Origin of the sequence: Microcella alkaliphila, from assembly GCF_004216855.1 — a bacterium.
Taxonomy (GTDB): domain Bacteria; phylum Actinomycetota; class Actinomycetes; order Actinomycetales; family Microbacteriaceae; genus Microcella; species Microcella alkaliphila.
In genome coordinates this window covers 227,043-250,118 of the sequence record NZ_SGXT01000014.1, presented here as the reverse complement: position 1 = coordinate 250,118, position 23,076 = coordinate 227,043, and the positions used below count along the sequence as shown (strand labels likewise).

Below are 23,076 nucleotides of genomic sequence, written 5' to 3'. Positions count from 1 at the left end.
CGCCCAGGTATGTGAGATTCCCCACAATCGCGACCGCGTGCATCCCGCGCCGATGGTGGCCCAGCCACCACGAACGAGCGCGACGATTCCCCGAGTTCTACCGTGGGAATTACCACGCGCCGGCGCGACCTGCTGCCGGCCCATCACGTGCGAACGGAACACACACCATGACGCAGCTCACCGACAGCAGCACCCGCCCCGCCACGCCCACCGAGGATGCCGTGGCCGCAGACGCCGCCGGCATTGCCCCGGTCACGGGAGAGGTCGACCTTCCCCTCACGATCGACGTCGCCGCTCTCGGCGAACAGCTACTCGGGCAGTGGTCGTACGCACGCAAGCACGCACGCGAACTGATGACGCGCCCCGAGTTTCACCGCGACCCCGAGCTCGGCAAAGACGCCCACCGCGAGCGCGTGCTCGGCCAACTCCACAAGCTGGTGGAGGCCGGCTCGGTGCACCGCGCCTTCCCGAAGTCGGTCGGCGGAGACGAAGACAACGGTGGCAACATCGCGAGCTTCGAAGAGCTCGTGCTCGGTGACCCCAGCATGCAGATCAAGTCGGGCGTGCAGTGGGGCCTCTTCGCCGCCGCCATTCAGCACCTCGGCACCGAGAAGCACCACGAGAGGCTGCTTCCCCCGACCTTGACCCTCGAGGTTCCCGGCGCCTTCGCCATGACCGAGACGGGGCACGGCTCCGACGTGTCGGCCGTCGGCACGACTGCGACCTATGACCCCGCCACTGATGAGTGGGTCATCAACACTCCGTTCCGCGCCGCCTGGAAGGACTACCTCGGCAACGCCGCACTGCACGCGAAGGCTGCCGTCGTGTTCGCGCAGCTCATCACGCGCGGCGTCAACCACGGTGTGCACGCGATCTACGTGCCGATTCGTGACGACAAAGGCGAGTTCCTGCCCGGCGTTGGCGGCGAAGACGACGGGCTCAAGGGAGGCCTCAACGGCATCGACAACGGGCGCCTGCACTTCACCAACGTGCGCGTGCCCCGGGAGAACCTGCTCAACCGCTACGGCGACGTCGACGAGAACGGCGTCTACACCTCGCCCATCGAGAGCCCCGGCCGCCGCTTCTTCACCATGCTGGGCACACTCGTGCAGGGTCGCGTGTCGCTTGACGGTGCCTGCACCGTTGCGAGCAAGCTCGCCCTGACGATCGCGATTCGCTACGGGACCGAGCGGCGGCAGTTCGCCGGCGGCGACAGCGACGAGGTCGTCCTGATGGACTATCAGCGCCACCAGCGCCGGCTGTTGCCCCGCCTCGCCCAGACCTACGCGATGTCGTTCGCCCACGAGGTGTTCCTCGAGAAGTTCGACGCCGTGTTCTCGGGCGCTGACGACACCGACGAGTCGCGCCAAGACCTCGAGACCCTTGCCGCGGCGCTCAAGCCGCTCAGCACCTGGGGCGCCCTCGACATCATCCAGGAGGCCCGAGAGGCGTGCGGCGGCCAGGGATTCCTCGCCGAGAACCGACTCGTGCAATTGCGCGCCGACCTCGACGTGTACGTCACGTTCGAAGGTGACAACAACGTGCTGCTGCAGCTCGTGGCCAAGCGCCTGCTCACCGACTACTCCAAGAAGTTCGCCAAGGCCGACGCCGGGGCGCTCGCCGGCTATGTCGTTGAGCAGGTCGGCGACCGCGCCTTCAACAAGTCGGGCTTGCGCCGCCTCGCCCAGTCGGTCGCCGACTTTGGCTCGACCGCCCGCTCGGTCGGCTACGTGCGCGACACCGCGTCGCAGCGCCAACTGCTCACCGACCGCGTCGAGACGATGGTCGCCGAGCTCGCCGGCCGCCTCCGCGGGGCGTCGAAGCTCAGCAAGAAGGACGCGGCCGAGCTGTTCAACCGTCACCAGAACGAGCTGATCGAGACGGCCCGCGCGCACGGCGAGCTGCTGCAGTGGGAGGCATTCACCGAGGCGCTCGACCGCATCGAGCACGCGGGTACGAAGACCGTGCTCACGTGGCTGCGCGACCTGTTCGGCTTCACGCTCATCGAGAAGAACCTCGCCTGGTATCTCATGCACGGTCGCCTCTCGTCGCACCGCGCTCAGGCAATCACCGACTACATCGACGGCCGCCTGCTACCGCGCCTTCGCCCGCACGCGCGAGCGCTGACCGACGCGTTCCTGTTGGAGGATGCGCACATCCGCGCCGAGATCGCGACCGGCGTCGAGGCGGAACGGCAGGAGGAGGCGCGTGCACACTATGCCGACCTTCGCGCCCGCGGCCTTGCGCCCATCGACGAGAAGGATCTGCTCGCCGGCAAGAAGTCGCGCAAGTAACTCTGACCCCCCAAGGCGCCCCCGCCGTGACTCGCTCGCGGCGGGGGCGTAGCTTTCCTGCATGGCGCGCGAATCCGTGCATCCCGCCCTCGCGTGGGGTCTTGTCGGTGCGCAGTTCGTGCTGCTGATCGCGCTTGGTTTCGCGCCGCGCGGCGACCTGTGGGCGCGGACGCCCCTCGTCGTCGGCATTGCCCTAGCACTCGTCGGCGCGGGCGTCGTGGTCGGCGTGGCGGCCGGCATCACGCTGGGGCGGGCGCTGACACCCTCGCCGATTCCGCGCGAAGGCTCGCAGCTGGTCACCGCCGGCGTCTACCGTCTCGTGCGGCACCCCCTCTACTCGGGGCTGGTGCTGCTCGGCGCGGGGCTCTTCATCATCGGAGCATCCTGGTGGCACGCGGCGCTGTTCGTCGCGCTGTTCGTGCTGCTCAGCGTCAAGGCGCGCCTCGAAGAACGGATGCTCGCGGCCCGGTTCCCGGAATACACCGACTACGCGTCGCGCACTGGCCGCATCGTGCCGGGGGTCCGGCGGCTGCGCGGGTAGTACCGACCGCGCCGAGCCGCGAGGCTGGTGAGGTGGCAGTTGTGGTCGCCTCCTGTCCGGTGTGGCAACCACAACTGCCACCTCGAGTGGGTGGACGCGAGGGCACTCACGGTGGCGTGAGTTGCGTGTTGTGGTTGCCTCCCGGCGATCGAGTCGACCACAACACGCAACTCGCGGCCCGTGCTGCGCTCGGTGGGCGCCCGCCCCGGCCGTGCCTACTCCGGCGGCTGCAGGGCCGCCCCGGCCGTGCCTACTCCGGCGGCTGCAGGGCCGCGCCGACGGTGGCTCCGCCGTCGATGACGAACTCGGTGCCCGTCGAGTACGTGGCGTCGGCCGCGAGGAAGAGCGCCATCTTTGCGACCTCCTCGGGCTCACCGAAGCGCGGAATCGCCTGCTGCGCCGTCATCTCGTCGCCGAAGCCGTCGGTCATGGGCGTGCGGATCGGCCCGGGGTGTATCGACACGACGCGGATGCCGTGCTGCCCCAGGTCGAGTGCCGCCGACTTGGTCAGCCCGCGCACTCCCCACTTGCTGGCGACGTAGGCCGAGAGGTTCGAGTACCCCTGCAGGCCCGCCGTGGACGAGACGTTGATGATGACGCCGCCGCCGGCGGACGTCATGGATTCGACGACGGCGCGCATCCCGAAGAAGGTGCCGGTGAGGTTGATGCCGATGACGCGGTTCCACTCCTCGGTTGCGGCGGTCGCGATCGGGCTGAAGCCGACGATGCCAGCGTTGTTGATGAGGATGCCGATCGGGCCGACGGTGTCGTGCACGTCTTTCACGACGCGCGCCCACGCATCCTCGTCGGTGACGTCGAGGTGGTGGTACACCCCGCCGATCTCGTCGGCCAGCGCCTGGCCGTCGTCGTCGAGCACGTCGGTGATGACGACCTTCGCGCCTTCCGCCGTCATGAGGCGGGCGTGCGCGGCGCCCATGCCGCGTGAGCCTCCGGTAATGAGGGCAACTTTTCCGTCGAGCTTTCCCATGATTCCTCCTTGAATCGGTGGTCGGGGTCTCGATGGTACCGAGGCGCGCGAGCGACCCGCCAGGGCCGAAGGGCCCTACTCAGCGGGTGCTGGGGTGCGGTTAACCGCGCGCTCGGCTAGGAGGCGCTGAGCGCCTCGAGCTTCGCCTTCAGGTCGGCGTCGCTCGGCTCAACCAGGTGGCTGCCGTCGGGGAAGTGCACCACCGGAATGTTCATGCGGCCACTGATCGCCTGCGCCGTCTGGGCGGCGTCAGCGCTCTGCTCCACGTCGACCTTCACCCAGTCGACGCCGAGCTCGTTGAGCAGGGCCTCGCTGCGCCGGCAGTCGCGGCACCAGTCGGCGCCGTACATGGTCACGCGGTCGGGGGTCTCGACAGTGTTCGACATGGTGAATGCAACAACGGGATGCTCGTCAGTGTTCCCGACGGATCGCGCGATCCGCGCATCCCAGCAACGCACCGTCCTACGATGGCGCCATGACTGCAGTCGACTCGACCACCGTTGTGGGTAGCGCTCTCGGCGGATTCGCCGAGCCAGCCGCGGCCGCCGAGCACTTCGCACGGCGCCTCACTCACGAGACCGACCCCTCTGATGTCGCTGCGGCGCTCGAGGCGGGCGAGCGGTTCCACTTCATCGACGTGCGGTCGCGCGAGGCGTGGGATCAGGGGCACGCGGCGGCCGCCACGCACATCCCGCGCGGCGAGCTGGCGGGGCGTCTTGCGGAGCTGGATGCGAGCATCCCGATCGTTGTGTACTGCTGGGGGGCCGCCTGCAATGGCGGCACGAAGGCGGCGCACCTGCTGGCGAGCCTCGGCCGGCCGGTGAAAGAGATGCTCGGCGGGTTCGAGTACTGGGCGCGCGAGGGGTTGCCCGTCGAGGGGGCGGCCGGGCCGATCCACAGGGCCGGTGAACTCGACCCCGGTGGGGGCAAATCCTGCGCGCTCGTATGCCCTGCGGGCCGGGGCGTTGTCGCGGTGCACGTCGAGCGTGAGCGCGGTCGCGTCGAGGCTCGCGGCCCAGGAAGCAATCTCGGCGAGCAGGAGACCGACCACGTGACGGCCGCGTGCCTCCGGCGTCACATAGACGCCGACGACGTCAATGCGGTCGCGGGTGACGATGCGCTCGATGTGGTCGAGATCGCCGACGCGGCGGCGCAACCCCGTCGCGGTGCCCAGCCACTCGTCATTCTCAGTGACGGCGAGGAACTGCGCTGAGTCGTTGCCCGCAGCGTTGGCAGCCACGCGCTCGCGCCAGAAGGCATCCGGTCGGGCGCTCTCCTCCTCGAGGGTGGAGAGGAAGGCGAGGGGCGCGGCCGGGTCTTGCAGTGCCTCCAGCCGAAACCCGCGCACACGCTGCCATTCGTCGGGCGCGACACGGCGAACGATGGTGGACATCGCTCCACCGTACAGAGGGCCGTCAGGCCGTACCGAGGAGGCGACCCACGGCGATGGTGAGGATCGGCGCGACGACGAGCGCGGGCAGCAGGTCGCCCACGGCGATCGCGCGGATGTTCATGATGCGGATGCCGACGCCGAGCAGCAGAGCGCCTCCGGTCGCGGTGAGGGCGGCGATGGCCGCGTTCGACAGTACGGCGCCGAGGGTGGCCGCGAGCAGGGTGAGCAGGCCCTGCCAGATGCCGACGGGCAGGGCCGAGAGGGCGACGCCCCAGCCGAGGGTCGCGGCGAACGCGACCGACGCGAAGCCGTCAAGCACCGACTTGAGGGCGAGCTGGTCGATGCCCTGACCAGTGCCGTCGCTGGAGGCACCGAGGATTGCGAGCGGGCCGACGCAGAACACGAGCGAGGCATTGACGAAGCCGGTGATGAACAGGGCGCGCTTGTCGGCGTGGGCGACCGCGTCGGCGCGGGTGAATCGTGACTGCAACCACCCGCCGAACTGCTCGAGCCGGTCTTCGATGCGCAGGGCCGAGCCGGTGATGCCGCCGATGAGGAGGGCGCCCAGCACGACGAGCAGCGTGCCGCCCGGGGTGACGGTGGCGACGTAGTCGGGGTCGGCGAGCGAGGCGAGGTTGAGCCCGCCGAGCACGAGTACGACGAGGCCGAGCACGTCGGTGACGAGGCGGTTGGTGCGCTCGGGCAGGCGGTGGCTGATGAGGCGGCCGGTTGCGGCGCCGACGACGATCGCGACGACGTTGATGACTGTTCCGAGCCCGATCACAGCCGCAATCTTCGCACGCTCGCGCCGACGAAAATGTCATCTCGTTTTCGACGAATCTTGCATTTCATATCCGACGAAAGCCACATTTCGTCTCCAACATCCCTTAGGGTGTCGCCATGCGGACGTATCGAACGCGCGTGGTTGACACCGAACTAGCGGAGCGAATGCGGGTAAACGGCGCCATCCTGATCGATGGTCCGAAGGCGGTCGGCAAGACAGTTACCGCCAGCCAGGTTGCGAAGACCGTGTTCCGCATGGATGTCGACGGCAGCGCGCAGGCTGCGCTCGATGCCGACCCGAGCATCCTGTTCGGCTCTCCCAGGCCCATCTTGTTCGATGAGTGGCAGGAAACGCCTGAGCTGTGGAACCTCGTGCGACGCGCGGTCGATGACCGCGACGGCGTCGGACACTTCCTGCTCACGGGCTCGGCACGCCCTCGGGATGACGCTCGTCTGCACTCAGGAGCTGGCCGCATCGGTCGGTTGCGTATGCGGCCTATGTCTCTTTGTGAATCCGGACATTCGACCGGTGAGGTGAGCCTTGCCACGATCTTCGATGACCCGCTTGATCATGGTGTGCAGGGTTCCGGGCTCGCGGTCACCGATGTGTTCGAACGTATCGTCGTGGGCGGGTGGCCCGAGCTTGTCAATGCGGGCGAGCGTGAGGCGAGGGTGTGGCTCGCCGACTACCTGCGAACGGTCGCCGAGGTTGATGTACCCGCCATGGGCCCGCGCCGCAACCCCACCAACATCGGCCGGTTGTTCGCCGCCCTCGCCCGTGTGGTGGGAGGGCCGATCAATCGCTCAGCGACAGCCGCCGACGTTGGCGGGGCACGCGGGCCGATCGATGAACGCACCCTCGGCCACTACCTCGAGGTCATCGAGCGGCTCATGCTCATTGAGCCCCTTGAGGCGTGGGCTCCACATATGCGATCGCGCACGCGTCTGAGAACGAGCGCGGTCCACCACTTTGTTGACCCGTCATTAGGTGTCGCTGCGCTCGGGGTCGGTGTGGCTGATCTCACTCGAGACCTCGAGGCCGCCGGTTTCCACTTCGAGTCGCTCGTTATTCGCGACCTTCGGGTGTACAGCCAGCAGCTGGGGGCGCGGCTGTCGTCGTGGCGTGACACCCAACTCAACCGCGAGGTCGATGCAGTCATTGAGCTGCCAGACGGCCGCTGGGCTGCGGTCGAGGTGAAACTCGGTGAGGGCCGTGTCGACGAGGCCGCGGCTACTTTGCTCTCGATGGCGCGAAAGGTCGATCACGACCGTCACGGCGAACCGAGCGCGCTTCTCGTCATCACGGGTGGCCGCTACGGTTATCGGCGACCCGACGGTGTCACGGTCGTGCCCATCACCGCGCTCGGCCCATAGTGTGGAGCGCACCTCGCGTGCCGGTCGCACAGGGCGACCTCCTGAATCAGCGCGCGATGCCGAGAAACACCAGCAGACGGCGCTCGATCTCAACGAGCTGCTGGCTCGACACTGCCCCGATCGCCGCCCCCACGTTGCTGCGTCGAACCGTCGTGACTTTGTCGACCATCGCAAAGCTGTCGGCGTCGAGACCGGATTCTGCGGTTGAGGCTATCGGCACGCGGAGTAACGGCGCGTCAACGGCTGTGGTCGTGAGCGGGCACACGGTGACCGAGTCGAGCGCGTCGAAGATCTCGTCTTGGAGCACGATGGCTGGCCGCGGCTTGTGTGCGTACACGCCGCCGGCGACAAGCCGAACGTCGCCGCGCCTCACTCGTCCCACGACGAGCTGATCGCTTCAACGAACTGCATGTCGTCGCTGTGCGCCGCTGCGTCGGCGATCCGGGCTGCCTGCGTGCGCGCCTGCGCAGCGAACGAGTCGGATCGCACGTCGGGCACCCACACCTGCACGGGCCGCAACCCCGCGGCGCGCATGCGGGCGCGGTACGCGGAGACGCGACCTGCTGAGGACATACCCCAATGTTACATGTAACCGCTGTGGAGCCGCGAGTCGTTGTTCACATCTCCCTCTGGCGCGCCGGGCCCGCCGGTGGCAGACTGAGCGCGCTCCGTAGCGGGCGCCCCACAATCGAACGGCCCTGTCGCGACGCTGGTCGCGCATCCGCGTTGCTTTCTGTTGACGCGACGGCCGGTGGCCGCTCGCCTAATTCGGGATGCGCGTGGCGCGTTCCGTGAAGGAGGTGCGCCATGGGCGACGCCCAGCGCTTCGATGACCTGTCCGACAAGTTGGCGCGGGCGGTGCGCGAGCATCCCGAGCTGGTGGGCCTCGCGCTCATGGGCTCGGCGAGTGAGGCCGGGCGGCACCGGCGCGACGAGTGGAGCGACCACGACTTCTTCGCCATCGCCGCCGACGGGGCGGGGCCGCGGGTGCGCGCCGACTTGTCGTGGCTGCCGAGGCAGGAGCACCTCGTGCTCGCCCTGCCGGAGGGCGGCGCGGGGGTGGTGGCGCTCTACGACGACGGGCACCTGCTCGAGTTCGCGGCGGCGCACCCCGCTGAGTTGGAGGGTGCGCTCGCAGGGCTCACGACGGTAACCGTCGACGACGAGGACGGCACCGTCGCGACGCTGATCGCCGAGTCGCAGGCGCGCGCCGCGGCGACGACGGCGATTGACCCTGCGCTCGAGGCCGGGCTTGCGCTCATCAAGCTGCGCATCGGGGTCGGGCGCGCGCGGCGCGGCGAGGTCGTCAGTGGCGGACTGTTCGTGCGCACGTGGGCGCTGCAGCACCTCGTGCGGGCGTTGCGCGGGCGACTTCTCGACCCCGACGAGCCCCAGCGCGACCTGCTCGAGCCGACCAGGCGGCTTGAGCAGGTGCTGCCGCGGCAGGCGGCGGCGCTCGCCGCGGCCCTCGAACTGCCGGTCGAGCCGGCGGCGCGGGCGCTCTACGCACTGATGCGCGACGAATTGGAGCCGGGCTGGCCGGAGTTCCCGAGCCGCGCGGCCGACGTTGTCGCCCAGCGTTTCGGGTGGTGAGGGTGCGGCACGCTCGTGCGTCAGCGGTGCGCGCCCTCGCCGGTGATGAGGGCGCGCATTCGCTCGATCGGCAGCTTCGGCTGACGGTCGGCGGTGACGAGCCCGTTCGCCTCCTGCAGCGTGTCGGTCAGCTGCGTGTAGCACCAGCCGGCGATCGCGGGATTGCCGCGAACGCCGTCGAGGAGCGCGCCGACCAGCTCGGCGAACGCCTCTGAGTCGTCGACCACGGCGTAACCCCACGTCGTGCCGGCCGGCGCGTCAGGGGCATAGGTGACGCCGCCGAACTCGGAGACCACGATCGGGGCGCTGCGGGTCGCCGGGAAGTCGCCCACGTGCATCCGCCGCCCGGCCGGTCCGATGCCGGCGAGGCTCGGCCGCGCGGCGTTCGCGTCGGCGTAGCGGCGCCGGAACGCTTCGGGGTCGACGGTGTAGTCGTGGACGGTGAGTAGATCAGAGGTGGCGTGCTCCCAGCCGTCGTTCGAGATCACCGGCCGGTGCGGGTCGAGCGCCTTCGTCACCCGGTACATGGCTTCGATGAAGTGGATCTGCGCGGGGTCGTGTGCGGCCAGTTGCACGCCCCAGCTCTCATTGAGCGGCACCCAGGCGACGACGCTCGGGTTCGAGCGGTCGCGGGCGACGACGGCGAGCCACTCGGTGAGGGTGCGCTCGACCGCCCGCGGGGTGAACGCGTAGGCGCTCGGCATCTCGACCCACAGCATCAGGCCGAGGCGGTCGGCCCAGTAGAGGAAGCGCGGGTCCTCGACCTTCTCGTGGATGCGCGCCGTGGTGAATCCGAGGTCGAGGATCAGCTGCACCTCGCGGCGCAGCGCGTCGTCGTCGGGTGCGGCGAGGTGTGACTCGGCCCAGAAGCCTTGCGACAGCACGGCGCGCACCTCGCGCGGCTGGTCGTTGAGCAGGAAGCGGCCGTCGGCGACGCCCACGGTGCGCAGCCCCGTGTAGGCGAGTAGAGCATCCCGTGCGTCGTCGGGCCCGCGCAGTTCGACGGCGACGTCGACAAGGCGAGGATGCTCGGGCGACCAGACGAGGTCCTGAATCGCTTGCCCGTTGCGCAGCTCCGGGACGGGGCAGACGACGGTGACGCTCGTCGCACCTGCTTCGACCGTGGCGGTCGCGGAGCCCAAGTGGCGGCCCTCCAGCTCGAGCTGCACGGCGAGTTCTCCAGCACCACGCGGCGCGCCGGCGAGGGTGGCGGTGACCGTGACCGTCGCGGTCACGATGTCGGCGTCGATCTGCAGGTTGTCGATGTAGCGAGCGGACACCGCCTCGAGCCACACCGACTGCCAGATGCCACTGGTGCGGTGATACCAAATGCTGTGCGGCTCGGCCTGCCAGTCCTGCTTGCCGCGAGGCTGCTCGACATCGGCGGCGTGGTCCTCGACACAGACGAGCACGGACGTGTCGCCCTCGCCGTCGATGAGGTCGGTGATGTCGAAAGTGAAGGGTGTGTGACCGCCGGTGTGCTCTCCGGCCAGACGGTCGCCGACCCATACGCGGCAGCGATAGTCGACCGCGCCGAAGTGCGCGAGCACTCGGCGGTGGGTATTGCCCGCGCCCGCGGCCTCCAACTCGGCACGCGTGACGATGCGGCGGTACCAGAGCCGATCGTGCGGAGCAGTGTCACCGATTCCGGACAGCTCAGACTCGGGCGGGAAGGGGACAGTGATGATGCGGTCGAGCGCCGCGTGGGCGGGTCGACCGTCGACGACCGGCTCGCCGCTGCGTTGCGGATCTGACTCGGACGCGAATTCCCACTCTCCGTCGAGACTCACCCAGGATCCGCGAATCGCCCGAGGGCGGGGGTGGCGGGCGCGAAGGGCCGGATCGATGTGCGCGACGGTGTGCATCCCGTCATCATTGCGCAGAATTTTAGCGCTGTAAAGTCACGCGATTGCGGATGTCAGAGTGGTCTCGCCGCCTCAGTGACCGCCGGCGCGCTCTCTCGGATCGCGAGCGTGTGAGGGGTGATGACGTGGCGGCCCGGTCCGTGAAAGCCGCCGATGCGCTCGAGGAGGAGGTCGAGTGCGCTGGTCGCCAACGCCGCTTTGTCGGGCGAAACGGATGTGATCGCTGGGTAGGCGAATCGCGAGAGGGCGGTGTCGTCCCACCCCACCAGCGCGATCTCATCCGGTACGGAAATGCCTCGTGCGTGAAGTGCCGAGAGGGCTCCTACGGCGAATTGGTCATCGCGACAGAGGATCGCGTCAAAATCGAGTCCTGCATCCAATGCGCGGTTCACGGCCTCGCTGCTCGCCTGGGGTGAGAAGTCGCTCGCGGTGAGTACGTGAGAGCTCGGCAGCCGGACGCCCGCTGCTTGCAGTGCATCCTGAAATCCTTCGAGACGGCGGTCGGTGCTCACCGTGACATCCCCCTCCACCGCCGCGAGGAAGACCGGCCTGCGCGCGCCCAGGGAGAGCAGGTGTTCCGTCGCCTCGCGCGCAGCGGCGACGTTGTCGATCATCACGTGATCGACGGTCAGCGGGATCGCCGCCTCGCCCAGCAGGACGACCGGCACGTCGCGACTGAGTCGCGCGAGCTCGCTCTGTGTGGTGCTCACCGGGTGGAAGATGACCCCATCGACGAGGCCCTCCTCGCGGTCCCGGAGGACGGCGCGCTCGGCACCGGGTTCAGAGAGCGTCTGCTCCATGAGTACGCGATAGCCGCGCGAGGCGGCGTGCTCGGCGATGCGACGGGACAGCTCAGAGAAGTAGGGGTGGTCAATCTCGGGCACGGCGAGCGCGACCATCCCCGTGCGGCCCGTGGCGAGCCGCCGGGCCGTGACGTTCGGGCGGTAGCCGAGCGCGTCGATGGCCTCTTGGACGCGCTGGCGCATCTCGGGTTTCACGTGGGGGTAGTCGTGAACGACGTTCGACACCGTCTTCATCGAGACACCCGCGTAGGCAGCCACGTCAGCCAGTCGCACTCGGCCCATCTGCTCCGCCTTCCCGTCGGCGCCATCCTAAATGTACAGAGGGTTGACACCACTTTTACAGCGCTGTAACGTTGCGGCCACCACCGCCCGGAGCCGCGCGACGTCACTGCACCGACGCCGAGATAGCCTGCGGACCGGCAATCAAAGGAGATGCAATGACGCAGACACAGTCAACGGCCCGGCGCCGATTGTTTTCCATCGCCGCGGGCACGGCCACCGCGGCGCTCGTGCTCGCCGGTTGTGGTACCTCAGGCGACCTCGATGTGGGCGGCGAGTTCACGGGAACATATGACGGCCCCGACATCGAACTCGACTACTGGAACGGCTTCACCGGCGGTGACGGCCCGTTCATGCAAGAGATGGTCGACCGCTTCAACGAGGAGCACGACAACATCACCGTCGTCTCGAACACGATTCCGTGGGGTGACTTCTACCAGGCGCTGCCCGCCGCACTCACCGCGGGCGAGGGCCCCGACGTTGCCGTCATGCACCTCGACCAGCTCGCTTCGTTCGCCGCTCGCCAGCTGTTGCTGCCGCTTGATGACCTCACCGATCAGCTCGGGCTCAGCGCGGACGACTTCACGGAGGAAGTCTGGAGCGCTGCCGAATACGACGGCGCGCGCTACGGCATCCCGCTCGATGTGCACTCGCTCGCGATGTACTACAACACCGAACACTTCGAGGCGGCCGGTATCGACGAGGTACCCACCGACGCGGAGAGCTTCCGCGCCGCGCTGGATGCTCTGCAGGAGGCCGGCTACGACACTCCGTTCTGGATGCCCTCGCGCTGGCCGAGCCACCTGATGAACCTCACGCTGCAGTGGCAGTTCGGCGGCTCGCCCTACGGTGACGCCGGCGAGGAGGCGCAGTTTGACTCGGAGGCCGGCCTCGAGGCGCTCGCCTGGCAGCGCTCGATCATCGAGGACGGCTACAGCCCGGCTGACGTGGCGATCGACACCCAGTACGTGGCCTTCAAGAACGGTGAGACGTCGATCACCTGGGACGGGATCTGGCAGATCAACGACCTCGAAGCATCCGGCCTGCCGTACGCGGCAGCGCCCGTGCCGACGATTGGTGACTCGCCGGCGGTCTGGGCGAACTCGCACAACTTCGTGATTCCCACCCAGCGAACCTCCGACGAAAACAGCGTCAACGCCGCTCGCGTGTTCGTGGCCTGGATGAGCGAACAGTCGGGCACGTGGGCTGGCTCGGGCATGATTCCCGCCCGCGACTCCGTCCGATCGAGCGGTGTTCTCGACGACACTACGCAGGGGGCGATCGCTGAACAGATCGAAAGCATGCGCTTCCTCCCGCCGGTTCCCGGCATCGGTGCTGTCCAGGCGGAAACGCTCGAGATCGCCGTGGCCGACGGCGTGCTCGGTACGCGCACGCCGGACGCTGCGATGACGGAGGCCACACGAAGCGCCAACCAGTTGCTCGAGGAGAACCGGGCGACGTTCGGCGAATAGCCGACCGACCACCGACCGGAGTTCACCGCATGACCGCGACGATCCTCCCGACGCGTCGGCCCGACGGCTTCTCGGCTCGCCCGAGGGGCCGTCGCGGCTCGCCGCTGACGCCCTGGCTGTTCCTCACGCCGTACCTCGTGCTGTTCACGGTGTTCGTCATCGTGCCCGTGGTGTTCGGCATGTGGATCAGCCTGCACGCATGGGACTTCACGCTGCCGCGGCGGCCCTTCGTCGGATTCGACAACTACGCGAAGCTCTTCGACCCGTCGTCGTCGACCTTCGAGCCGTTTTGGGCATCGATGCGGGCGACCGGCATCTTTACGGTGCTGAGCGTGCCGCCGCTGCTCATCATTCCTCTCGCGATCGCGTTGATCATGCGCGCCAACTTTCCGGGACGGAACCTGTTTCGCGCGATCTACTTCGCACCCTACGTGCTCGGTGTCGCCGTCGTCGCGGTGCTGTGGCGCTACCTGCTCGATAACAACATCGGGCTCGTCAACTACTACCTGGGGCAGCTCGGCCTGCCCGACGACATCGCGTGGACGACATCGACACCGGGCGCGTGGGTTGCGCTCGTGTGGGTAACCGTGTGGTGGACACTCGGATTCAATGCCGTCATCTACCTGGCGGCCCTTCAAGACATCCCCGCTGAGCTTTACGAGGCGGCAAAGGTCGACGGGGCAAGTGCGTGGAGCCAGTTCATCCACGTGACGCTGCCGGGACTCCGGCCAATCCTGTCGTTCATCGCCGTCATCACGCTCATCGCGTCGGCGAACATGTTCGGTCAGTCGTACCTGATGACCCAGGGCGCCCCGGGCCGCGAGACCCGCACGGCGATCTACCAGATCACAGAGACCGGCCTGCGCGGCTTCCGCATGGGCGACGCCTCCGCGATGAGCTTCGTGCTCACCTTCGTTCTCGTGATCTTGAGCGCGATCGTGTTCATCGCGTTCCGACAGAAGAGGGAGGAGCGCGCATGACCGCGACCCGCTCGACCCCCGCCCGCCCGGGCTCCGAGCACGAAGCCGCTGGCCACCCGATCCCGCGGCGGCGACCCCTGAGCAAGGCGGCAATCGCCGGTCGGGTTCTGCGCTACGCCGGGCTCATCCTGCTGGCGGCGATCTACATCAGCCCGCTCGTGTTCATGTTCCTCACCTCGTTCAAGAGCGGGCCGGATGCGACCTCCGTGCCCCCCACGTGGATCCCCGATCCCTGGACCACCCAGGCGTACGAGACCGTCTTCTCGGCGACGAACACGCCGGTGCTGCGGTGGTTCCTCAACAGCATGATCGCGGCGACGCTGCACGCGGCTCTTGTCGTGGTGACGGCGGCGCTCGCCGCCTATCCACTCGCCCGGATGAACTTCCGCGGGCGATCGCTGATCCTCGCGCTCGTCATCGGCACGCTGCTCGTGCCGCCGGTGATCCTCATCGTTCCGAGCTTCCTCGTCGTCAACGAGCTGGGCTGGCTCAACACCCTCGTCGCCGTGATCGTGCCGACGGCGGCCTCAGCGTTTGGGGTGTTCTTCCTCCGCCAGTTCTTCCTCTCCATCCCAATCGAGCTGGAGGAGGCGGCCGAGCTCGACGGCGCCAACAAGTGGACCACCTTCACCCGCGTCGTGCTGCCGCTCGCGAAGCCGGCGCTCGCCACACTCGCACTCCTGGCGTTCCTCACCAACTGGAACGACTTCCTTTGGCCGGTCTACGTGTTGTTTAGTCCCGACCTCCAGACGCTGCCCGCCGGCCTCGCGACGCTCCAGTCGGCGAACGCCGTGCGCTACGACCTGCTCATGGCGGGCGCCGCGCTCGCCAGCGCGCCGGTGCTGGCGTTGTTCATCTTCCTGCAGCGCTACATCATCGAGGGCGTTGCGCGCTCGGGGGTGAAGGGCTGATGCGGCGGCTGGCGATTATCGCGGCCGTCTCGCTCGTGGCGCTCGCGGGGTGCGCGCCGGCTGCGCCGGGTGATCCGGATGAGGGGAGCGTACCGCCCGCCTCCGACGAGGATGCGCGCATCGACCCCGTTCTGACGCGCGACTTCCCCGACCCCGACGTGCTCAAGGTCGGCGACGAGTACTTCGCGTACGCGACCAATGCGAACCTCCGCAACGTGCAGGTCGCCGTCTCGCGCGACCTCGTCGACTGGGAGCGGCTCAACGACGACGCCTTGCCGCAACTGCCCTCATGGGTGGTGCCCGGGAAGACCTGGGCGCCGGAGGTGTACTCCTTCGAACCCGATCGCTTCACCATGTACGCGACGGCCACCGACGCGGCGAGCGGGCGCCAATGCATCTTCCGCGCGGTGGCTGACGACCCGCGCGGCCCGTTCGATGCCGCCGACGAAGGGATGCTCGTCTGCCCGGTCGAGGACGGCGGCGCGATCGACGCTGCCGTGGGGGTCGTCGACGACGCTCCGTACCTGATCTGGAAGAACGACGGCAACTGCTGCGGCGTGGACACCTGGCTGTACGCGAGCCCGCTGTCGGACGACGGCGCCGAACTGATCGGCGACCCCATCCCGCTCATCAAGCAAACGCTGCCCTGGGAGGGCGATCTCGTCGAGGCACCGACGCTTGTCCAGCGCGACGGCGCGCTGTGGCTGTTCTACTCGGCGAACGGCTACGGCGGCGACGAGTACGCCGTCGGCCTGGCGACGGCACCCGGGCTTGAGGGGCCGTGGCAGAAGCAGGAGGAGCCGCTGTTGTCGACCGAGCTGTTCGACGGGCGCATCCGCGGGCCGGGCGGGCAGGACCTCGTCACGACCCCCGACGGGGCAGACGTGCTGCTGATCCACGGCTGGAACCGCTCATACATCGCGCGCGAGCTGTACCTCGTCGAGCTCGACTGGCCGGCGGGCGGAGCGCCGCGGGTCGTCGTCCCCGACTGACGCCGGGGGCGCGACTCAGGAGTGGGCGACCGCCTCTTGGACCAACGTGCGGATCTGCTGCTCCTCCGCCGGCCCGATCGCGGTGACCGCCCACGACGTCGGCCACATCGCCCCGTCGTCGAGGGTTGCCGGGTCTTGGAAGCCGAAGGTGTTGTAGCGCGACTCGAACTTCGTGGCGGCCTGGAAGAAGCAGACGACCCTTCCGTCGAGAGCCCAAGCGGGCATCCCGTACCAGGTCTTGCCCTGCAGCTGCGGCGCCGCCTCGCTGACGATCAGGTGGATGCGCTCGGCAATGACCCGCTCATCGTCCGGCATCGCGGCGATCGCCTCGAGCAACTTCTCGAGGTCGGCGGCCGCCTTCGTCGCGCCCTTAGTCTTGCGTCCTTCGGCACGCAGCTCCTCGGCTCGCGCTTTCATCGCGGCGCGCTCGGCGTCGCTGAACCCCTCAGTCGTGTTTGCCATGCCGACCAGCGTGGCACTGCTCGCGCGTCAGGTCGAGGGTTGGCCGGTGTGGAGGTGGGCGGGGTGCACCTCCGCGACACCGGCGAGGGCCTCGCGCAGGCGTGCCACCAACTCCACGCCCTTGGCCTTCCACGCGGCCCAGTCCTTCTCGGACGCGCCGCGGCCCGTGTCGGGGTCGGCGAGTTCCTGCCATCGCTGATTCCATGCGGCGAGAGACCCTTCGAGCCGACCGCCGAGAGGCAAAGCGCCACGCTCAACCGGATAGTGATCGGTGAATTGCTCCCACAGCGGCAGATCGACTCCCCACTCCGGGCCAAGCCGTACCGACCTTTCGCCCGTTGGCAGCACAACCGGCTCGCCAGACTGTGCCCGCGCCAGCAGATATCGCTCTTGCATAGTGCCGCGGTGACGCCAGTAGGCCGCGGTGTCCGAGTCAGCGCGGGGGTAATCGTTGTAGTCGTTGCCCGACAGCCAGACGAGGCCCCGACCCATCGCCCCGTCGTCGTGCGCGAGCGCGATCGACCACAGGTGGCGGTCGCCCTCGGCAAGGTTCCGCGCGGCCTCGAGTGCCTCCTCGACCGTCGCGCTCAGGATGTCGGTGGTCGTCACCGCGTTGGCCGCGCCCATGAACACGTAGACGCGGAAGCGCGCCTCATCGATTTCCCACGAGCTGTCACGCTCGTCGACCTCGAACTGGTGCATGTCCGACGACCCTAGATCCGCTCGAACACCATCGTGGCCTGGATGCGGTCGCCGCCACCGATGCCCTTGCTTCCCGACGCGGCGGTCGAGATCGTGTGGAGGCGATAACCGAGCGCGGCCTGGGCGTTGATCGCGCGCTCGAGTTCGGTGAGGTTGCCCGAGCCGGTGCCCCAGAGTTTCTCTTTCAGGATGACCTGCAGCACGACGTACGCCTGACCCTTCGCCCCGGGCCGCGGAACGCTGCCAGACTCGGCCTCCGCCCTGATGTGGTCGACCAGGCTGCCCGGCCCGGGCGCCGATGGCGCGTCCTGATACTGGTCCGTCCAGGCCTGCCCGTCCCACCAGCGCTGCCGGCCGGCTCCGTCGTCGTACCACCCTGCTCCGGCCTGCGCCATGTTCGTCTCCGTTCGGCGGGGCCGCGACGCGGCACTCAGGCACACGCTAACTGACCTGAGGTCTCGTCGGAAGGAGCATCCAGCGACGCTCGCGACAGATCTGCGGCTCAGCTACGCCGAACGCTCGATGGCGGCACGCACCTGACGCATGCGAATCGGTACACGATCCATGAACCGACTCACGGTGGCCGACTGGAGGTGCGTCGGCAGCGTCGCCACGATTGTGCCGATCGTGTCTGCCGCGCCGTCGACCAGTGCCAGAGTCCACTCCGTCAGCGAAACGCGGTCGATGCCCGCTTCCCGCGCCACCGCCTTCCACTCCCACCATGACTGCTGCCCGGCCTCGTAGTCGGCCGCGATTCGCATCGATAGCTGTGTCGATGCGAAGGCACGCTCGAGCTCACGTGCATCGGTCGCGTCTCGACCGGCATAGGGGATGAAACTGCTCACGTCGTACAACGGGGTCAGGTCATGGCCGCTCGGGGTAAGGAAGAACGAGTAGTTCTTGGCGTGCGCGTCCGTGTTGAGCATGATCCATGAGAAGACCAGGGCTTTCACAAACGGTTCGCGAGAGCGCGCGGCGCGCTCGGACGGCACGTGGTCGTCGATCACCGCCAGGGCATCGCGATAGCCGGGGCCGCCCCGTGACTCGTACTTCCGCAGTCGAGGAGTGCCCGTCGCTTGAGCGAGATCTTCCGTGTGAATGCGGACGAGCGAGTCCGAGCGAGACGCGGCGGGCGGCGCGACGCGATCGAAGCGCTGCACTACGAGTGAGTGTTCTGACCCGAACTCCCTGATCTCGGCATGCGCGGTCGGCAGGCCCGCGCTCGACGCGAGCCGCATCGTCAGAAACTCGATGATCTCGCCGTCGACCTGGCCGCGAACGCGGGGCTTGAAGATGTGGGTGGTGGGGTCGGCTCCCGTCGGCTCGTACCAGCGTTCACCGTCCCACCCGAGCGAGAACTTCCCCTGCGCGCCGCCGAGAGAGAAGAATCCGCTCGCGCTGTCCTGGCCGCGCCACGTCGCGTCGTCGAGCCGCAGTGCGGCGATGCGATCGGCGATGTCGTCATCGTCAATCGTTCGCCGCGTAGTGCCTGCGAGGGGGTCGCCGCCCGACTCGACGAACTGAACCGCACCCGCGACGTCGAGACCGTACACCCCGAGCAGTCCGAAGGGGTCGGCCGAGTCGAGGCCAGCATCAACCGCCCACCGCTCTCGAACGTCGGGATTGTCGGGAAGCAGGTTGTCGAGAAAAGCGGCCAGCGGATCGCCGCTGTGAGGAGTCACCTGTAGCGGGAGGGATGAGCTCAGCGGCATGCGGGCCGGGTCGTCGAGCCACTCGTCGCGGTAGGAGAGCCGGTACTGCTGGGGGCCGAGAAGCGTTAGCTCTGCGACGTGCGCGCCGTACAGGTAGACATCGAGTGAGCGCATCGTCACCCGCCCTCGGGGAGGCGACGAAGCACATCCAGGATGCTCGGATCAATCATCGACTGAGCTGCGGATGCGCTCGGCGCGGCTGATCGCGGCGGAGACACGTCGGTGGTGAGGCCGAGGACGTCGAGAATCGCCAGGAGGCGGCTTACGGTGACGTCGCCTCGACCCTGTTCGAGGCGTGACACCCACTGGCGCGTGGTGGCTGCCTGCTCGGCGAGTTGCGTCTGGCTGAGGCCGAGGGCGAGCCGTCGTCGACGCACAACCTCACCGATGTCGCTCTCGTTCGTGACGATCATCCAGCCCTCCATGGAACAGATCTATGACATAGAGAGTAGATGTTATGTATGCGTTCCACAACAGATGGATGTCACGCATCTGTTCCACGACACGCCCGCGAAACGACGAAACCCCCGCCAACGAGCGGGGGTTTCTGGTGGTGGCTCCGACCGGCATCGATCCGGTGACCTTTCGATTTTCAGTCGAACGCTCTACCAACTGAGCTACAGAGCCTTGTCGCAGCGAGGCGCCGAAACGCTTCGCCTAGTGAAAAAGCCCCACCTCGTGCTGTTGCACTGGATGAGGCTTCACACCGCGACCCTGACGGGACTTGAACCCGCGACCTCCGCCGTGACAGGGCGGCACGCTAACCAACTGCGCCACAGGGCCTTGCTTATTGAATTGTACTGGTACCTCGTCCGTGACCCCAGCGGGATTCGAACCCGCGCTACCGCCGTGAAAGGGCGGCGTCCTAGGCCGCTAAACGATGGGGCCTAAGCGAATCGACGAGGCGACCGGTACGCAAGCATAGGGCCACCGCCGCGTTTCTGCCAAACCGTGGCGCGGCCCCGGGCTACGGTCAGCGCAGCGATACGGCACCGCCCGCAAGGTGGGGCCGCACTTGCCGTGCGGAGCGGCGCCCTAGCCGATCCGTACATCCGTTGGTACTGTGATCAATGGTGCGTGTGGGGAAAATGTGACATAACGCATTCGCACCGGAATCGGGACAGGCACATGCGCGAATATCTCGCTCGGCTCGGGGGAGCCACGACCGCGACATCCACGGATGCTCGGCCACGTCTGCGGCGACCCCGCACGCTCGCGACCGTGGCCGCCATCGCCACCGGCCTGATGCTGCTGACGACCGGCATCACCGCCGCCGACCAGTCCGCGCGTGCCAGCACCTATCCGAGCTGGGACGACGTTCTTGCGGCGCGCGATAACGTCAACCAGCAGCAGACGAAAATCGCCGAGATTCGCGGCCTGATCGCCAGCCTCGCCGCCGCCGTCGAGGAAGCCCAGGCCGAAGCCGACGAAAAGGGCACCATCTACTACGAGGCGCAGCTCGCCTTCGACGAAGCGGCTTTCCGTGCCGACCAACTGCAGCGCCAGGCCGACGAGGCGCAGGCGACGGCCGACGAGTCGCGTCTGCGCGCCGGACAGTTCGTCGCCGAGCTGTCGCGCGCGGGCGGCGGAGACCTCTCGGCCTCACTCTTCACGAACCCCGGCGAGGCGGAAGCCCTGCTGTCACGCCTCGGCTACGCCAGCAAGATCAGCGAGCAGGCCGAAGGCATCTACGCGGTCGCTCTCGCCGACCAGAACGCCGCCCAGTCGCTCAGCGAGCAGGCGCAAATCGCCCGTGAGATCCGCGAAGAACTGCGGGTCGAGGCCGAGGTGGCGTTCGAGCAGGCGCAGGCCGCGCAAATCGCTGCTGAGGAGGCCTTTGCCGCGCAGCAGGAGAATCAGGCGCGGCTCGAAGAGCAGTTGGGTGTCCTCCAGGGAGTGCTCCAGACCACGGAAGCGGAGTGGGAGGAGGGCGAGCGACAGCGCAAAGAGAGAGAGGAGCGGCTGGCCCGCGAAGCCGAAGAACGACGCATCGCCGCCGAGGCAGAGGCGCGTCGTCTCGCCGCCGAGCAGGCCGCCAACCAGCCCGGCCCCGGGCCGAGCGGCGGCGGGGGTGGCGGCAGCGCGAGCGGTGCCGGCCAGGTCATCAACGGCTGGTCGAACCCGCTCAACGGCCCCATCACCTCCAACTACGGATACCGCGTGCACCCCGTCTTTGGCTATGTCGCCCTGCACGCCGGCGTCGACATCGGCGCCCCGTGCGGCCGCCACATGTTCGCCGCCTCGAGTGGCACCGTCACCTACGCCGGCTGGAACGGTGGCTATGGCAACTTCGTGCGCATCGACCACGGCGACGGCCTCACCACCTCGTACGGGCACATCCAGCACGGCGGGATCCTCGTTGCGAACGGGCAGTTAGTGAACGCGGGCCAACTGATCGCGCTCGTGGGAACCACGGGAAACTCGAGCGGTTGCCACCTGCACCTGGAGACCCGCACCTTCGGCAGCGCCTTCGACCCCGTGCCGTTTCTGCGCAGCAAAGGCATCAGTATTGGGTAGGCGGCGCTGATGCGCCGCCCCGGGCGTCGCAGCGTCGCCGCAGCCGCCGTGGTTGCGGCCCTGACGCTCGCCCCCGGGGCCATCACCGCCACCGCCCAGCCGACCCCGCCGTCGGCCCCCTCGTGGGATGACGTCGAGCGCGCCCAGGGTGACGTGCGCGCCACCGAGGCCGCGGTCGCCCGCATCATCGACGCCGTGCGCGACGGCGAGGCCACAGCGGCCGCCGCCGCCCGCGAGGCCCTCATCGCCGGCGAGGACTACCAGCTCGCGGGTCTCGCACTCGACGAGGCCACCGGGATGCTCGACTCGCTCGATCACCGACGCGCCGCCGCCGACGCGGTCGCCACCGCATCGGCGCTCCGCGCGGCCCAGCTGGTGACGCAGTTGAGCCGCGCGAGCGGCGGAGACATCACCACCTCGCTGCTCATCTCGACCGACGCCGAGGGCATGCTCTGGCGCCTCGGCTCGCTCTCGAAGCTCACCGAGTCGAGCCGATCCCTGCTCGACCAAGCGATCGCCGACCGTGACGTCGCCGCCTCGCTCGCCGACCAGGCGGAGGTGGCACGGGCCGAACGCGAGAGGCTCGTGGCCGAAGCCGACGCCGCACTGTCAACCGCCATGGACGCCGCCGTCATTGCCGAGCAGCGCGTCGCCGAGCAGCAGGCGCAGGTGCTCGAACTCTCCGAGCGACTCGCCGTACTCACGGGGCGCAGCGCCGCGCTCGAGCGCGCCTACCTCGACTCGATCCGGGCGGAAGACCCAGCACCGGCGCCGCCTGCGCCGCCCGCGTTGCCCGCGCCGCCGTCTGCCACCCCCACCCCGGGTGCGCCATCGCCCGTGCCGACGGCGACCCCGACCCCGGGTGTGCCAGGGCCGAGCCCGACGACGCCCGCCCCGACCCCGCGGCCCACGACCCCGGCACCCACTCCGCCGCCGCCCGCCGTCGGTGTGCCCGCGCCCAACCAGGCGGCCGTGAACACCGCCATCGCGTTCGCGCGCCAGCAGCTCGGCAAGCCGTACCTTTTCGGCGGCCGCGGCCCCGACTCGTGGGACTGCTCGGGCCTCACGATGATGGCCTACGCGGCCGCCGGCTACTCGATCGGGGGCCACTCGGCGACCATGCAGTACACGGTCGCCGCCAACCGCGGCCGCACCCTGCCCTACTCGCAGGCGCTGCCCGGCGACCTCATCTTCTACTCCACCGGCGGCTCGGCCACCGCCTCCAAGTACCACGTCGCCATGTACCTCGGGCAGGGCCAGATGATCGAGGCGCCGTCACCCGGCAACCCCGTGCGCATCGTGTCGGTCAGGCACGTCGACCGGGTGCCGTTCGTGGCGCGACCGACGCCGTAAAGCCGGCCGCGAGCATCCCGAATCGTGCGCGAAAAGCGCGCGGGGCGCGAAAAAGGGGCGCC

At 68.6% G+C, this 23,076-nt stretch carries 22 protein-coding genes, 3 tRNA genes and 2 pseudogenes; 11 read left to right on the top strand and 16 right to left on the bottom strand.

Going from position 1 to position 23,076, the window contains the following annotated elements; translation table 11 throughout:
- The first annotated feature begins 167 nt into the window (after nucleotides 1–167).
- A complete protein-coding gene (locus EV140_RS06915; protein WP_130282360.1) occupies nucleotides 168–2,294 on the top strand; it encodes an acyl-CoA dehydrogenase family protein in 2,127 nt (708 codons plus the stop codon).
- Between the two features lie 61 nt (nucleotides 2,295–2,355).
- Nucleotides 2,356–2,835 (top strand): methyltransferase family protein, encoded by a 480-nt coding sequence (locus EV140_RS06910; protein ID WP_130282358.1) that lies wholly within the window; start codon nucleotides 2,356–2,358, stop codon nucleotides 2,833–2,835.
- Between the two features lie 250 nt (nucleotides 2,836–3,085).
- Here EV140_RS06910 and EV140_RS06905 read toward each other — a convergent pair whose 3' ends face one another.
- Both EV140_RS06905 and EV140_RS06900 read right to left on the bottom strand, forming a co-directional pair.
- Nucleotides 3,086–3,823, bottom strand: coding sequence for an SDR family NAD(P)-dependent oxidoreductase (locus tag EV140_RS06905; protein WP_130282356.1), 738 nt, complete (start codon nucleotides 3,821–3,823; stop codon nucleotides 3,086–3,088).
- A gap of 116 nt (nucleotides 3,824–3,939) precedes the next feature.
- Nucleotides 3,940–4,209 carry a glutaredoxin family protein gene (locus EV140_RS06900; RefSeq protein ID WP_096419746.1) on the bottom strand — a complete coding sequence of 90 codons (270 nt, stop codon included), beginning with the start codon at nucleotides 4,207–4,209 and terminating at the stop codon, nucleotides 3,940–3,942.
- Between the two features lie 5 nt (nucleotides 4,210–4,214).
- On the opposite strand from EV140_RS06900, the pseudogene EV140_RS13485 reads away from it, so the two are divergent.
- Nucleotides 4,215–4,670 (top strand): annotated as a pseudogene (locus EV140_RS13485) (rhodanese-like domain-containing protein); the annotation flags it as partial.
- A 141-nt stretch (nucleotides 4,671–4,811) separates the two neighbouring features.
- Here the strand turns inward: EV140_RS13485 and EV140_RS13480 are convergent.
- Together EV140_RS13480 and EV140_RS06890 are read right to left on the bottom strand one after the other, a co-directional pair.
- Nucleotides 4,812–5,216, bottom strand: a pseudogene (locus tag EV140_RS13480) (GNAT family N-acetyltransferase); the annotation flags it as partial.
- 22 nt (nucleotides 5,217–5,238) lie between these two features.
- A complete protein-coding gene (locus tag EV140_RS06890; protein ID WP_130282352.1) occupies nucleotides 5,239–6,000 on the bottom strand; it encodes a DUF554 domain-containing protein in 762 nt (253 codons plus the stop codon).
- A gap of 137 nt (nucleotides 6,001–6,137) precedes the next feature.
- On the opposite strand from EV140_RS06890, the gene EV140_RS06885 reads away from it, so the two are divergent.
- A complete protein-coding gene (locus EV140_RS06885) occupies nucleotides 6,138–7,373 on the top strand; it encodes an ATP-binding protein (RefSeq protein ID WP_241971337.1) in 1,236 nt (411 codons plus the stop codon).
- A gap of 46 nt (nucleotides 7,374–7,419) precedes the next feature.
- Here EV140_RS06885 and EV140_RS06880 read toward each other — a convergent pair whose 3' ends face one another.
- Together EV140_RS06880 and EV140_RS06875 are read right to left on the bottom strand one after the other, a co-directional pair.
- A complete protein-coding gene (locus EV140_RS06880) occupies nucleotides 7,420–7,755 on the bottom strand; it encodes a type II toxin-antitoxin system PemK/MazF family toxin (RefSeq protein WP_241971336.1) in 336 nt (111 codons plus the stop codon).
- Entirely contained in the window at nucleotides 7,743–7,946 is a 204-nt protein-coding gene (locus EV140_RS06875) for an antitoxin MazE-like protein (RefSeq protein ID WP_096419736.1), read from the bottom strand. The genes EV140_RS06880 and EV140_RS06875 overlap by 13 nt, the downstream gene beginning before the upstream one ends.
- Before the next feature lie 234 nt (nucleotides 7,947–8,180).
- Between EV140_RS06875 and EV140_RS06870 the strand changes: the two genes are divergently transcribed.
- Nucleotides 8,181–8,966 carry a hypothetical protein gene (locus tag EV140_RS06870; RefSeq protein WP_130282348.1) on the top strand — a complete coding sequence of 262 codons (786 nt, stop codon included), beginning with the start codon at nucleotides 8,181–8,183 and terminating at the stop codon, nucleotides 8,964–8,966.
- Nucleotides 8,967–8,986: 20 nt separating this feature from the next.
- On the opposite strand, the gene EV140_RS06865 is transcribed toward EV140_RS06870, so the two are convergent.
- The gene (locus tag EV140_RS06865) at nucleotides 8,987–10,831 is read right to left on the bottom strand and encodes a glycoside hydrolase family 2 protein (RefSeq protein WP_130282346.1); all 1,845 of its coding nucleotides are present in this window, start codon (nucleotides 10,829–10,831) and stop codon (nucleotides 8,987–8,989) included.
- A gap of 53 nt (nucleotides 10,832–10,884) precedes the next feature.
- Nucleotides 10,885–11,916, bottom strand: a complete 1,032-nt coding sequence (locus tag EV140_RS06860) for a LacI family DNA-binding transcriptional regulator (protein WP_130282344.1) — start codon at nucleotides 11,914–11,916, stop codon at nucleotides 10,885–10,887.
- A 155-nt stretch (nucleotides 11,917–12,071) separates the two neighbouring features.
- Here EV140_RS06860 and EV140_RS06855 point away from each other — a divergent pair, with 155 nt between their 5' ends.
- Genes EV140_RS06855 through EV140_RS06840 form a run of 4 tightly spaced genes read left to right on the top strand, consistent with a single transcriptional unit; the run spans nucleotide 12,072 to nucleotide 16,268 of the window.
- A complete protein-coding gene (locus EV140_RS06855; protein WP_130282342.1) occupies nucleotides 12,072–13,385 on the top strand; it encodes an ABC transporter substrate-binding protein in 1,314 nt (437 codons plus the stop codon).
- A 29-nt stretch (nucleotides 13,386–13,414) separates the two neighbouring features.
- Nucleotides 13,415–14,365: a carbohydrate ABC transporter permease gene (locus EV140_RS06850; protein WP_130282340.1), complete on the top strand. Its 951-nt coding sequence runs from the start codon at nucleotides 13,415–13,417 to the stop codon at nucleotides 14,363–14,365.
- Entirely contained in the window at nucleotides 14,362–15,276 is a 915-nt protein-coding gene (locus EV140_RS06845) for a carbohydrate ABC transporter permease (RefSeq protein ID WP_130282338.1), read from the top strand. Before EV140_RS06850 ends, EV140_RS06845 begins: the two co-directional genes overlap by 4 nt.
- Complete coding sequence (locus EV140_RS06840) at nucleotides 15,276–16,268, top strand: glycoside hydrolase family 43 protein (protein WP_130282336.1); 993 nt, start codon at nucleotides 15,276–15,278, stop codon at nucleotides 16,266–16,268. The genes EV140_RS06845 and EV140_RS06840 overlap by 1 nt, the downstream gene beginning before the upstream one ends.
- 15 nt (nucleotides 16,269–16,283) lie before the next feature.
- Here EV140_RS06840 and EV140_RS06835 read toward each other — a convergent pair whose 3' ends face one another.
- From EV140_RS06835 to EV140_RS06800, 8 genes are all read right to left on the bottom strand, one after another.
- Nucleotides 16,284–16,730 carry an iron chaperone gene (locus tag EV140_RS06835; RefSeq protein WP_130282334.1) on the bottom strand — a complete coding sequence of 149 codons (447 nt, stop codon included), beginning with the start codon at nucleotides 16,728–16,730 and terminating at the stop codon, nucleotides 16,284–16,286.
- A 27-nt stretch (nucleotides 16,731–16,757) separates the two neighbouring features.
- Complete coding sequence (locus tag EV140_RS06830) at nucleotides 16,758–17,432, bottom strand: hypothetical protein (protein WP_130282332.1); 675 nt, start codon at nucleotides 17,430–17,432, stop codon at nucleotides 16,758–16,760.
- An 11-nt stretch (nucleotides 17,433–17,443) separates the two neighbouring features.
- On the bottom strand, nucleotides 17,444–17,827 hold the full coding sequence (locus EV140_RS06825; RefSeq protein ID WP_130282330.1) for a DUF2510 domain-containing protein: 384 nt from the start codon (nucleotides 17,825–17,827) through the stop codon (nucleotides 17,444–17,446).
- 111 nt (nucleotides 17,828–17,938) lie between these two features.
- Entirely contained in the window at nucleotides 17,939–19,258 is a 1,320-nt protein-coding gene (locus EV140_RS06820) for a HipA domain-containing protein (protein ID WP_130282328.1), read from the bottom strand.
- A 2-nt stretch (nucleotides 19,259–19,260) separates the two neighbouring features.
- On the bottom strand, nucleotides 19,261–19,557 hold the full coding sequence (locus tag EV140_RS06815; RefSeq protein WP_157985625.1) for a helix-turn-helix domain-containing protein: 297 nt from the start codon (nucleotides 19,555–19,557) through the stop codon (nucleotides 19,261–19,263).
- A gap of 138 nt (nucleotides 19,558–19,695) precedes the next feature.
- Nucleotides 19,696–19,771 (bottom strand) — tRNA-Phe (locus EV140_RS06810).
- Between the two features lie 82 nt (nucleotides 19,772–19,853).
- Nucleotides 19,854–19,927 (bottom strand) — tRNA-Asp (locus EV140_RS06805).
- Between the two features lie 32 nt (nucleotides 19,928–19,959).
- Nucleotides 19,960–20,032, bottom strand: a tRNA-Glu gene (locus EV140_RS06800).
- Nucleotides 20,033–20,365: 333 nt separating this feature from the next.
- On the opposite strand from EV140_RS06800, the gene EV140_RS06795 reads away from it, so the two are divergent.
- Nucleotides 20,366–21,661 carry a M23 family metallopeptidase gene (locus EV140_RS06795; protein ID WP_130282324.1) on the top strand — a complete coding sequence of 432 codons (1,296 nt, stop codon included), beginning with the start codon at nucleotides 20,366–20,368 and terminating at the stop codon, nucleotides 21,659–21,661.
- A 9-nt stretch (nucleotides 21,662–21,670) separates the two neighbouring features.
- A complete protein-coding gene (locus EV140_RS06790) occupies nucleotides 21,671–23,014 on the top strand; it encodes a C40 family peptidase (protein WP_241971335.1) in 1,344 nt (447 codons plus the stop codon).
- The last annotated feature ends 62 nt before the right edge of the window (nucleotides 23,015–23,076 follow it).